The organism is Streptosporangium sp. NPDC049644, assembly GCF_040675205.1.
Taxonomy (GTDB): domain Bacteria; phylum Actinomycetota; class Actinomycetes; order Streptosporangiales; family Streptosporangiaceae; genus Streptosporangium; species Streptosporangium fukuiense.
Window position 1 is genome coordinate 134,903 of the sequence record NZ_JBFAOJ010000009.1, and the last position, 11,952, is coordinate 146,854.

The 11,952-nt window shown below is 70.2% G+C and carries 11 protein-coding genes; 6 read left to right on the forward strand and 5 right to left on the reverse strand.

The genetic code is table 11. The annotated features are described in order from the left end of the window. Window positions 1–54 precede the first annotated feature (54 nt). Complete coding sequence (locus AB0J58_RS07860; protein WP_364211726.1) at window positions 55–477, forward strand: RDD family protein; 423 nt, start codon at window positions 55–57, stop codon at window positions 475–477. Window positions 478–550: 73 nt separating this feature from the next. Next, window positions 551–2,065, forward strand: a complete 1,515-nt coding sequence (locus AB0J58_RS07865; RefSeq protein ID WP_364211729.1) for a M1 family metallopeptidase — start codon at window positions 551–553, stop codon at window positions 2,063–2,065. A gap of 42 nt (window positions 2,066–2,107) precedes the next feature. Here AB0J58_RS07865 and ilvA read toward each other — a convergent pair whose 3' ends face one another. Next, a complete protein-coding gene (ilvA, locus tag AB0J58_RS07870) occupies window positions 2,108–3,316 on the reverse strand; it encodes a threonine ammonia-lyase (protein ID WP_364211732.1) in 1,209 nt (402 codons plus the stop codon). 222 nt (window positions 3,317–3,538) lie between these two features. Here ilvA and AB0J58_RS07875 point away from each other — a divergent pair, with 222 nt between their 5' ends. Next, entirely contained in the window at window positions 3,539–4,153 is a 615-nt protein-coding gene (locus tag AB0J58_RS07875; protein ID WP_364211735.1) for a hypothetical protein, read from the forward strand. Between the two features lie 64 nt (window positions 4,154–4,217). Here AB0J58_RS07875 and AB0J58_RS07880 read toward each other — a convergent pair whose 3' ends face one another. Further along, complete coding sequence (locus AB0J58_RS07880; protein ID WP_364211738.1) at window positions 4,218–5,399, reverse strand: FIST N-terminal domain-containing protein; 1,182 nt, start codon at window positions 5,397–5,399, stop codon at window positions 4,218–4,220. Between the two features lie 279 nt (window positions 5,400–5,678). On the opposite strand from AB0J58_RS07880, the gene AB0J58_RS07885 reads away from it, so the two are divergent. Continuing rightward, entirely contained in the window at window positions 5,679–7,076 is a 1,398-nt protein-coding gene (locus AB0J58_RS07885) for a sigma 54-interacting transcriptional regulator (protein ID WP_364150936.1), read from the forward strand. Between the two features lie 10 nt (window positions 7,077–7,086). Further along, entirely contained in the window at window positions 7,087–9,033 is a 1,947-nt protein-coding gene (locus AB0J58_RS07890; protein ID WP_364211741.1) for a hypothetical protein, read from the forward strand. Window positions 9,034–9,057: 24 nt separating this feature from the next. On the opposite strand, the gene AB0J58_RS07895 is transcribed toward AB0J58_RS07890, so the two are convergent. After that, window positions 9,058–9,471, reverse strand: a complete 414-nt coding sequence (locus AB0J58_RS07895; RefSeq protein ID WP_343977791.1) for a DUF6292 family protein — start codon at window positions 9,469–9,471, stop codon at window positions 9,058–9,060. Between the two features lie 531 nt (window positions 9,472–10,002). On the opposite strand from AB0J58_RS07895, the gene AB0J58_RS07900 reads away from it, so the two are divergent. Further along, on the forward strand, window positions 10,003–10,428 hold the full coding sequence (locus AB0J58_RS07900; protein ID WP_364211744.1) for a hypothetical protein: 426 nt from the start codon (window positions 10,003–10,005) through the stop codon (window positions 10,426–10,428). Window positions 10,429–10,442: 14 nt separating this feature from the next. On the opposite strand, the gene AB0J58_RS07905 is transcribed toward AB0J58_RS07900, so the two are convergent. Both AB0J58_RS07905 and AB0J58_RS07910 read right to left on the reverse strand, forming a co-directional pair. Beyond that, the gene (locus tag AB0J58_RS07905; RefSeq protein ID WP_364211747.1) at window positions 10,443–11,582 is read right to left on the reverse strand and encodes a cystathionine gamma-synthase; all 1,140 of its coding nucleotides are present in this window, start codon (window positions 11,580–11,582) and stop codon (window positions 10,443–10,445) included. Window positions 11,583–11,657: 75 nt separating this feature from the next. Next, on the reverse strand, window positions 11,658–11,858 hold the full coding sequence (locus AB0J58_RS07910; protein ID WP_364211750.1) for a hypothetical protein: 201 nt from the start codon (window positions 11,856–11,858) through the stop codon (window positions 11,658–11,660). Between the last annotated feature and the right edge of the window lie 94 nt (window positions 11,859–11,952).

An 11,952-nucleotide genomic window follows, 5' to 3' on the forward strand; every position in this document is an offset into this window, starting at 1 on the left:
CCCGCCCCCGGCTACGGTGAGGGGCCGTTCGGCGGCGCCCCCCGGGACGGGGGCATGCGACTGGGCGGACGATGGCGCCGCCTGTTCGCGGGCATCCTCGACCTCGTCATCATCAGCCTCATCTCCACACCGTTCAGCTACCGGACCGTCAGCACCGTCACGGGCTCCGAGGGCTTCGTCGCGATAACACCCCGCGCGGAGACCCTCCTGGTGGCGGTGATCGGCTTTCTGTACTACTGGCTGCTGACCGCCTTCTGGAACGGGCAGACGCTCGGCAAGCGTCTCTTCCACCTGCGCGTGGTCGACCTCGGCGGGCGAAGGGCCGACGTCGGGCAGGCCGCGATTCGCGAGCTGGTCCGGTGGGTGATGTACATCACCTGCTGCCTGGGGTGGATAGACCTGGCTTTCATCCTTTTTCAGTCACGCAAGCAGGCCGTGCACGACATCGCGGCCAGAACGCTTGTCATAGACGCCTGATCGACGCAGGTCAGTCGCGTAATGTGCCATGCACGAGCTCGGCTCAGCGGGCCGGGGAAGGGGTGTTAGGGGTATGGCGTCAAAACGGCTGGCCACCACGGCGACCGCCGCTCTGCTCAGCACGCTCGGCACCATCGGCACGGTCGCCTGTGCCGCGTCGAGCGGGGAGAGCGCCCCGGCGGCGGGCTCGACCGTCAGCTCGACGGTGAACTCGACAGTGAACTCGACGGTGTCGGGCCCCTCCGCCTCCCCCATGTCCAGCTCCGCCGCCGACACCAGGGCCAGGCCCGGTGCCCCCGGGATCGGCGACTCCGACTTCCCCACCGACGGCAACGGCGGCTACGACGTCGACCACTACCTGCTCAAGCTGGGCTACACCCCGTCCGCCAAGCACCTGGCCGGGACTGCCAGGATCGAGGCCCGGGCCACCCAGCACCTGGCGAGCTTCAACCTCGACCTCTCAGGCTTCACGGTCAGCCGGGTCACCGTGGACGGCAGACCCGCGAGATTCGATCGGGCCGGAAGCGAGCTCACCGTCACCCCCGCCGAGTCCATCCCGAACGACGCGACGTTCGCCGTCGACGTCACGTACGCCGGAGAGCCCAAACCTGTCCGGAACTCCTCCAATCTGGGCACGTACGGCTTCATCCCGACCCAGGACGGCGCGTTCGTCACGGGCCAGCCCAACGGCGCCAAGACCTGGTTCCCCAGCAACGACCACCCCGCCGACAAGGCGCGCTACGACTTCGAGCTCACCGTGCCCGCGGGGCTGACGGCGCTGGCCAACGGCGAGCTCGTCGGCGAGCCGAAGACCGCCGGGGGCAGGACGACCTTCCGGTGGCGGGAGAGCCACCCGATGGCCAGTTACCTGGCCACCATGACGCTGGGCAGGTTCGAGGTGCTCCAGGGCAAGACCCCCGGGGGCCTGAAGAACCTGGCGGCCGTCGACCCGATCTTCCGTGGTTCGCTGCGGAGGCTGTACGACGTGTCGGGCAAGGTCACCGACTACTGGAGCACGCTCTTCGGCCCCTATCCCTTCTCCTCCACCGGGGGCGTGGTCGACGACTTCCCCGCGGGCTACGCGCTGGAGAACCAGACCAAGCCCATGTACGGCGGGTTCGCCCCCGACGAGGACATCATCGCCCACGAGCTGGCCCACCAGTGGTTCGGCGACAGCCTCAGCATCAAGCGGTGGAAGGACCTGTGGCTCAACGAGGGCTTCGCGACCTACGCCGAGTGGCTCTGGTCGGAGCACGAGGGCCGGGCCACCACCGAGCAGCTCTTCCGCAGGCACTACGCCGCAGCCGCCGGCGACCCCATCTGGAGCTACGCCCCCGGCCGGGCCAGGCCGGAGGACCTGTTCAACAATTCCGTCTACACCCGGGGCGGCATGACGCTGCACGCGCTCAGGCAGCGGATCGGCGACCCGGCGTTCTTCAAGCTCCTGAAGCAGTGGGTCGCCACGCACAAGTACGGGAGCGTCACGACCCCGGAATTCATCGCGATGGCCGAGAAGATCTCCGGCAAGAACCTCGAAGCCCTCTTCGACGCCTGGCTGTTCACCGCCGAGAAGCCGTCCACCTGGTGACGCGGGCCCGATGCGGCGAGGAGCCGGGCGCCCGGTGACGGCTCAGGTACAGACGATCTTGTACCCGTCCGTCCGCAGGGAGCCCAGCACCTCCGCGGAGTGCGCCGGCCCCCTGGTCTCCAGCTGGAGCTGGACCTCGACCTCGCCGGGGTGCATGCCCAGCCGCTCGTGCACGACGTCGAGCACGTTGGCGCCGAGTTCCGCCAGCCTGGCCAGCAAAGTCGCCAGCGCACCCGGCCTGTCGGAGAGCGGCACCCGCATGGTGAGATAGCGCCCCGCCGCCGCCAGGCCGTGCCGGAGGACCTTGGCCAGCAGCAGCGGGTCGACGTTGCCCCCGGAGAGCACCGCCACCACGGGCGGCTCGAAGACCCGCGGGTGGGCCAGGATCGCGGCCACCCCGGCCACGCCCGCCGGCTCGACGACCTGCTTGGCCCGTTCGAGGCAGAGCACCAGCGCCTGGGAGATCTGGCTCTCGGTGACGGTGACGACGTTGTCGACCAGGTAGTGGATCAGTTCGAAGGGCAGCTCGCCCGGACGGCCCACGGCGATGCCGTCGGCCATCGTCGAGGCGGGCCGGACCTCGACCGGATGCCCGGCGGCCAGCGACGCCGGGTAGGCGGCGGCCCGCTCGGCCTGGACCCCGACGATCCGCACGCCCGGCCTCAGCGACTTGGCCGCCAGCGCGACCCCGGCGGCCAGCCCGCCGCCGCCCAGTGACATCACGATCGTGCCGACCTCGGGAAGCTGCTCCACGATCTCCAGCCCGATCGTGCCCTGCCCGGCGATGACGTCGGGGTGGTCGAAGGGATGGATGAACACCGCTCCGGTCCGCTCGGCATGCTCCCCCGCCCGCTCCAGCGCGACGTCCACGGTGTCGCCTGCGAAGATCACCTCGGCGCCGTACGAGCGGGTGGCGGCCACCTTGGGCAGCGGCGCCCCCTGCGGCATGTAGACCGTCGAGGAGGTCCCGACCAGTCCGGAGGCGAGCGCCACGCCCTGCGCGTGGTTGCCCGCACTGGCCGCGACCACCCCTCGCCGCCGCTCGCTCTCGGTCAGCCCGGCGATCCTGACGTACGCCCCCCGGATCTTGAAGGAACCCGAGCGCTGCAGGTGCTCGCACTTGAGGTGGACGGGCCCGCCGACGATGCCCGACAGCACGTGTGAGTGGAGCAGCGGGGTGCGCAGAGCGACGTCGGCCAGCGACTCGCGCGCGGCGACCACATCCTCGTAGGTCACCCGAGACTCCGACATGCGGGCCATCGTACGGCGCGCGCTCGCGCTTTCGCACCGGACCTGGCGGGAGCGCTCGCCGGACGGGGCCGCCACCACCCGCGATCGCCCCCAGTCGCTTACAAGGACTTCACAAGACGGTGCGGGCAGACTCGGGCGGAGACGGGATCGGCATCGGTTCCTGGACAACACGGAGCGCAAGATGTACGCGGTGGCCTACACCGGGGAGCAAGGTGTCCTGAGATGACGGACGGGCGATTCACGGAGGAGGAGTACGTCGAATGGGCGAGGCGGTGGCTCGGCGACCGCCCGATCCCCGGTGAGCTGCTGCGGATGGTCGCCATCCAGGCCGCCCGGCCCCTCCACGCGGGCCCGGACGCCGACCCGCTGCACGAGCTGGAGATCACCGTACTGGGGCCGGGAAGCACCCACCCGGTGTTCGACGACGCCGCCAACCGGGAGATCGGCGGATCGTGGTCGGAGGTACTGAGCCACCTGTTCCCCGTCGTGGAGACGTTCAACTCGCCCTCGCTCGGCGACGGCGTGTACGGATACTGGCTGCACCCGGACGAGCGGGCGGAGCGGCCGCCGATCGTCGCGATCGACAGCGAGGGAACCTTCTTCGCGCCGAGGGGCAGCACCCTCCTTGAGGCGTTGCTCAACGATTCCGGCGTCGACGGCCCGGCGTTCGGGCGCCTGGCGGACCGGTTCGCCGCCGTCGGCCTGCCGATCTCCCCGCGCAGCCGTGCCGAGATCCCCGAGTCCGGCATCGTCATGGACCCCGAGACACTGGAGAAGATCGTGGACGCCGAACACCGAGCGGCCCACACCGCGAGCAGGCTCCTCACCTCACGGTGACCGCCCAGTGCCGCCTCTCGGCCCGCCCCGGCTTCGGCGACGAGCGGCCCAGGATCGGCCGATCTCAGGGCTGGCCGGCCGACGGCCGGGCGGAGAAGACCAGGACCGAGGCGGTGAAGCCGTGGACGTGGTTGTGGCCGCCCACCGGGCCCACCTCTCCCGCGGCGAAGAATCCGGCCACCCCGATGGGGCCCAGGGTGTCGCGGACGGCGACGGCGTCGTGGTCGGCGCTGCCGAACATGGCCGAGCCCCGGCCGTTGCAGGAGAACAGCAGGGCGCCGTCCACCCGGCCGAACGCCTCTCGGTGGGCGTCGAGCAGCTCGTACAGGTCCTCGTCGGCGGTGGCGGCGTCGCGGACCTGGAACCGGACGGTACGCCCGATCTCGACGACGTCGCCGATGGCCACCGCCTCGCGTTCGGGGTCGATGCCGAGCACGCCCCTGATCAGGAAGTCGCCGCGCTCGTGCCGTTCCGCGTACTCGTCCATGGCGATGCCGATCTGCAGCCCCGAGGCGACCAGGTCGCGGTCGTCCTCGTCCAGGGCGCTGACGATCTCCTCCAACCGGGCCAGAGCGGGCTGCCCCGCGAGTTCGAGCAGCAGGTTGTCCTCGACGGAGGTGACGGCCATCGTCGGGCCGATCGGGCGGCAGCCCTGGCTGACCACGGTGCTGACGTTGAGGTCACCGCTGAGCAGCACCCCGACGGCCCCCTCGGTGTAGATCCTCCCGTCGGCGAACAGCCGCACCGCGCCGCGGCCCTGGATCGCGTTGGCCAGGCCGCCGATCAGCGGAAGGTCCCCCATGACCTCCTCCGAGCGCTCGACGAAACCGTCGGTGGGGAAGGTGTAGGGGTCGGCGAGCAGGATGGCGGCGTGATCGTCGGGGCCGCAGTCGGGCAGGCCGACCACGACGAAGCGGTCGTCGGTGCGCAGCGTGTCGAGCGCGAAGGTCGTCAGCCTGGCCCCGTCGAGGGTGGCCGCCCAGGCGCTGACCGCCGGGGTGACCTCCACCCCCTGCCCGTCACCGATGACCCCGGTGGCGCTGCAGCCAAGGACGGCGGCGCCCGGTGCCATGCTCATCGCACGCAGTCCGGCGCGGGAGACGTCGTCGGGATCGTCCCCGCAGATGAAAAAGCAGAGCAGGTCAGCGGGTCCGGACAGGCCGGACAGAGCTTGGCGCACCGCGGTCTCGGCTGCGGCGACCAGATCGGACCCCACCGCGAGGCCATCGGCGAAACGGCTCGTCATCAGCGCCACTCGTCTCGCCTCTCCCTCTTGTCTGACGGCTCGCCCGGGAGTGACCGTGGTCTCGCCCGAAGCTCGCCGTGAAGTTCGTGAATACCGGAACCGTCCGACGTCCCCCCGAGGCCGTCCTGACGCTTGATCCTGAAGTCATCCGGTGTCTTGTCTTGGAGCGATTCTCCCCACTGCCGACACAAGCACTCGTGTCGAGCCCCACACAATAGTCAAGATCCGAAAGAGGGATGAGAGTGCCGGATCGGGTGTTGTGGACGTAGGCTCGATCCCGTGCCTCAAATCCCAGAGCCACGTACTCTGCGCGAGCTGCGCGCGAGCGGCCATATTCACCGTACGGTAAAGGCCGAGATCCGTGAGAACCTCCTGGCCCGCCTGCGGGCAGGGGAGTCGCGGTTCCCCGGCATCGTGGGCTTCGACGACACTGTCCTGCCATACCTGGAGCGGGCGCTTCTCGCCGGGCATGACCTGGTCCTGCTCGGTGAGCGTGGCCAGGGCAAGACCCGGTTGATCCGCACCGTGACCGGGCTCCTCGACGAGTGGACCCCCGTCGTCGAGGGCTGCGAGATCAACGACCATCCCTACCGGCCCTCGTGCGTCCGCTGCCGCCGCCTGGCCGACGAGGCGGGTGAGGAACTGCCGATCTCCTGGAAACACCGGGACGAGCGGTACGGCGAGAAACTCGCCACCCCGGACACCTCCGTCGGCGACCTGATCGGCGACATCGACCCGATCAAGATCGCTGAGGGACGCACGCTCGGTGACCCGGAGACCGTCCACTACGGCCTGGTGCCCCGGAGCAACCGGGGCGTGTTCTCCGTCAACGAACTGCCCGACCTGGCCGAGCGCATCCAGGTCTCGCTGCTCAACGTGCTGGAGGAGCGCGACATCCAGGTCAGGGGCTACAACCTGCGCCTGCCCCTGGACATCCTGCTGATCGCCAGCGCCAACCCCGAGGACTACACCAACCGCGGCCGGATCATCACCCCGCTGAAGGACCGTTTCGGCGCCGAGATCCGCACCCACTACCCGCTCTCGATCGAGACCGAGCTGGTGCTGATCCGTCAGGAGGCCGCTCTCGATCAGGTGGGCGCCGACCTGCCCGACCATTTGATCGAGGTGATCGCCCGCTTCACCCGGCTGGTCCGCGAGTCCACCGCCGTGGACGCGCGCTCTGGCGTCTCGGCCCGCTTCTCCATCGCCGCGGCCGAGACCGCGGCCGCCTCGGCCATCCGGCGTGCGGCGCTGACCGGCGAGGACCACGCGGTGGCCAGGGTCGCCGACCTTCCGGGGATCGTGCACACGCTCCGCGGCAAGGTGGAGTTCGAGGTCAGCGAGGAGGGCCGGGAGACCGAGGTGCTCTCGCACCTGCTCCGCAGGGCGGTGGCCGAGACGTTCCGCGGCACGCTCGGCGGCACGGACCTGGCCCCGCTGCTGGACAGGTTCGCGGAGGGCGTCCAGGTCGAGTCGGGGGTGGCGGTCCCGGCGGCCGAGCTGCTGCGCAGGATCGGCCCGGTGCAGGGCCTGGCGAAGATCATGTCCCAGCTCGGCATCGGCGACGAGTCGCCCGGCCACGCCGCCGCCGCGCTGGAGTTCGCCCTGGAGGGCCTGTATCTCCTGCGTCGGCTCTCCAAGGACGAGGTGGACGGCACGACGACCTACCGCACCTGAGGTGTCTGGCATGAGCTATCGCTACGGCGAATACCGGGACGGGCCCGACCCGCTCGCCCCTCCGTACGACGTCCGTTCGGCGCTGGACCGGATGGGCGACGCGATCCTGTCCGGTTCCAACCCCGCCCACGCCCTGCGTGACCTGCTCAAGGAGGGCCTGCCGGGCGCGCAGAACCGGCGCGGGCTCGACGATCTGCTCCGCGAGGTGCGGCGTCGGCGCCGGGAGCTGCGCGAGCGCGGACGCCTGGACGGCACGCTGGAGCGGGCCAGGGCGCTGCTGGACAAGGCGATCGGCCAGGAGCGGGCCGAGCTGTTCCCCGACCCCTCGGACGAGGCCAGGCTCCGCGAGGCGGAGCTGGCCGCCCTCCCCGACGACACGGCGAGCGCCATCCGGGAACTGGGGGATTATCGATGGCGCTCGGCCGCCGCCAGGCAGACCTTCGAGGAACTGCGCGACCTGCTGCGCGGGGAGGTGCTCGACAGCCAGTTCCGCGGCATGCGGCAGGCCCTGGCCGATCCCGACCCCGCCGCCATGGAGCGGGTCAGGGAGATGATGTCCGACCTGAACGACATGCTCGACCGGGACGCCCGTGGCGAGCACACTCAGGCTGATTTCGATAATTTCATGTCGAAATACGGGGACATGTTTCCGGAGTCGCCGCGAAACCTGGAGGAACTGGTCGACACCCTCGCCCGGCGAGCCGCGGCCACCCAGCGCCTGCTGGCCTCCCTGACCCCGGCCCAGCGCGAGGAACTGGGCCGGCTTATCGAACAGACGCTCGCCCAGGCCGGGATGGACGAGCAGATGCGCCGCCTGGGCGAGTCCCTGTACGCCCGTCGCCCCGACCTCGCCTGGAACACCCCGGAGCGGCTGAGCGGCGACGAGCCGATGGGGATGTCCGACGCGGTGAGCGCGCTGGACGAGCTCGCCGACCTGACCCAGCTGGAGGCCGCGCTCCGCCAGGACTACCCCGGCGCCCGGATGGACGACATCGACGAGGCCGCGATCCGGCGTGCTCTCGGCCGGGCGGCCGTCGACGACCTGCGGGCGCTCAGGCAGGTCGAGCGCGAGCTGGAGCAGCAGGGCTACCTGCTGCGCCGGCGCGGCAAGCTGGAGCTCACCCCGAAGGCCGTCAGGCGCCTGGGCGAGACCGCGCTGCGCCGCGTCTTCGCCTCCCTGGAGAGCGGACGCCGCGGCGACCACGACCAGGTGGACGCCGGTTCGGCCGGTGAGCTCACCGGCTCCTCACGGCCCTGGCGGTTCGGCGACGAGCAGCCGATCGACGTGGTGCGCACGGTGATCAACGGCGTCCGGCGCGGAGGGAGCACCGGTGCGGTGACCCTGTCCGTCGACGACTTCGAGGTGGCCGAGACCGAGCGGCGTACGGCGGCGGCGGTCTGCCTGCTGGTCGACCTGTCCTACTCGATGGCGCTCCGCGGCACCTGGGCGGCCGCCAAGCAGACGGCGATGGCGCTGCAGGCGCTGGTGGCCTCGAAGTTCCCGCAGGACTCGGTGCAGATCATCGGCTTCTCCAACTACGCCCGCGTGCTGCAGCCCGACGAGCTGGCGGGCCTGGAGTGGGACATGGTCCAGGGGACGAACCTGCACCACGCCCTGCTGATCGCCGGGCGCCACCTGGACCGCCACCCCGACTTCGAGCCGGTCGTGCTCGTGGTCACCGATGGTGAGCCCACCGCCCACCTGCGGCGCAACGGCTCGGCGGCCTTCGAGTGGCCGCCCACCCAGGAGACGCTGGAGCTGACGCTCGCCGAGGTCGACAAGATGACCCGGCGCAGGGCGACGCTCAACGTCTTCATGCTCGCCGATGACGAGCGTCTGAAGGATTTCGTGAACGAGGTCGGGCGGCGCAACGGCGGCCGGGTCTTCTCTCCTGGCGCCGACCGCCTGGGAGAGTACGTCGTCAGCGACTTCCTGCGGGCTCGTCGCACGCGCTGACGGGCCCCCGGCCCGCCTGAGGGCTCAGAAGTCGGCGTAGCCGTCGAGTGCCAGGTCGAAGCCGTCGTGGTAGTGGCGATAGGAGCGGTAGCAGGGACGCCACGCCGTGCTGTTGCCGACACCCGCGCGGGCGTCGGCGATCGCGGAGGGGATCCGCCGGGGAGAGAGCAGGAGGCCGCCGCCGAGATAGCGATCCTCGGCGAGGACCGTGGGGGTGCCCGGGTCACCGCTCGCGTAGCGGCCACGACGCCAGCCGCTCTCCTCGTCCCAGACCAGCGCGTCGCCTCCGGTCAGGCGGACGGTGACGGTGCGCGGGTCGCAGGGCCCCCGCCACCAGCTCTCGACCTGGTCACCCAGGGCTTCGACGACGAGGCCGACATAGTGGGCCGGCTGGTCCCGCCACTCCTCGGTGTACGGCTCAACGTGTTTGACAGCCACGGCTGGCACTCCTTCGTGCCGTCTTATCTCTGTTCGGTGGAAGGCCCGCCCGGCACGACCACGACTTCGCCGCCGGTCTCATCACACGGGAACGGACTCTTTCGATCCTACTCATCCCCGGGCGTGCTCAGAGCAGGATTCGAAGATCGACCACCTCGCAAACCGTGACCCTTCCGTAACAACGTCTTCGGGGCTGCCGCCGTCTACCCAGTAAAGAAAGTTCACCAATTCAAGGGGGAGGAATGAGTCCGATGCTCGCGGGAACTCTCGTGGCACTGATGCTCATTGTCTGCGTCTGCTTCGAGTTGTGCATGGTCCCGCACGGCCGGGACAGGCACGACACCATCGACGGCGAGTGACATCCCCCCGAATGTCCGACCGGCCCGGTCCGCACGGCCCCCGCGGGACGACCAGGGGGGCCGGGACCCGCCCGCCCGCCGCACCGGAACCTTCTTCAAAAGATCACTGCTGGTCGGTGACGTCCAAGCGAGCCGTACCCAGAAGAGATCGACGAAGACTAATGTCTGGCGCATGACAGACCTGCTGCTCTGGCTGCACATCGGCTTTTCGATCTTCGCCCTGGGCCCGGTGACCGCCGCCATGATGTCCACTCCCAGATTCATCCGCGCCAAGAACGTCGACGTCCTGCGCTACCTGCACAAGACCACCCGTATCTACGGCTTCGCCTCCCTGGGGATCTTCCTGTTCGGCCTGTTGCTGGGCCGCGAGTTCCTCGGCAGGCCGTACCTGTCGGTCTCCATGACGCTCTTCATCGTCACCTTGGGACTGCTGTTCATGGTGGCCCGCGACCAGGGCGCCGCCATCCGGGTCCTCTCCAGCGAGAGCCCGGAGGACGACGCCAAGGTTCAGACCGGCCGGATCGCCGCCTTCTCCGGCGTGATCGTGCTGATCTGGATCGTCATCCTGGCGCTGATGGTCTGGTTCAACCCGGCCTGAGCGCGCCCGCGCTCCTACCCCAGCGCCTGGGTGAGGTCGGCGAGGAGGTCACCGACCGACTCGATGCCGACCGACAGGCGGACCAGGTCACCGGGGACCTCCAGCGGCGAACCCGCCACGGAGGCGTGGGTCATCCGGCCGGGGTGCTCGATCAGCGACTCCACACCGCCGAGCGACTCGCCCAGGGTGAACAGCCTGGTCCGGTCGCACACCTCGACCGCCTCGGCCTCCCCTCCGGCCATCCGGAAGGAGACCATGCCGCCGAAGCGCCTCATCTGCTTGGCCGCCACCTCGTGACCGGGGTGCTCGGCCAGGCCCGGATAGAGCACCGAGGTCACCCGCGGATGGGCGAGTAGCAGATCCACCACCCTCTCGGCGTTCTCGCAGTGGCGGTCCATCCGCACCCCGAGCGTCTTGAGACCGCGCAGCGTCAGCCAGGCGTCGAACGGCCCGGCCACCGCGCCCATCGCGTTCTGGTGGTACGCGAGCTCCTCGCCCAGCCCGGCGTCACGTGCGACGAGCGCGCCGCCGACCACATCGGAGTGGCCGCCCACGTACTTGGTGGTGGAGTGCACGACCACGTCCGCGCCCAGCGCCAGCGGCTGCTGCAGGTACGGGGAGGCGAAGGTGTTGTCCACCACCAGCAACGCGCCGCAGTCGCGCGCGAGCTGGGCCAGGGCCGCGATGTCCGCGATGCCGAGCAGCGGGTTGGTGGGCGTCTCCACCCAGATGACCCTGGTCTTCTGGGTCACCGCGGCCGCCACCGCCGCCAGGTCGCCCAGCGGCACCGGGTCGTAGTGCAGCCCCCAACGCTCGTGCACCTTGGCGAACAGGCGGTAGGTGCCCCCGTAGGCGTCGTTCGGGATGATGACATGGTCGCCCGGCTTGCAGATCGTGCGGAGCACCGTGTCCTCGGCCGCCAGGCCCGAGGCGAAGGCCAGGCCGCGGCTGCCGCCCTCGACCGCGGCCATGGCCTCTTCCAGCGCCGTCCTGGTCGGGTTGGCCGACCGGCTGTACTCATATCCGGCGCGCAGACCACCCACGCCGTCCTGCTTGTAGGTGGACACCGCGTAGATCGGCGGAACCACCGCCCCGGTGTAGGGGTCGGGTTCCTGACCTGCGTGGATGGCCAGCGTCTCGAATCCTTGGTTCATGGGGTCAACGCTACTCGCAACATCGGCGCCCTCAGAGCACGCAAACCGCTCCCGCCGCCCCTCGACGCACCCCCGCTAGGGAGCACGCAGACCACTCGACCCACTCCCTCGGCGCACCCACCCACCAAGGGGCACGTACAACCGCTCCGCACCACCCTCCTCGGCTCCCTCTGCGCGCTCCCCGGTGATCCGCGAGAGCAGGACCGGGTCGGCGAGCGTCAGGGCGACGCCGACCAGCAGGCCGACGACCGGCAGCAGAACTCCGATGACAGTCATTTCCCTCTCCCCTTCGACATGTCAAGCATCGGTGCGGCCGCCCTGGCACCGCCTCCGCTGAAGGACCGGTTCGAACCGGGACGGCTCAGCCGAA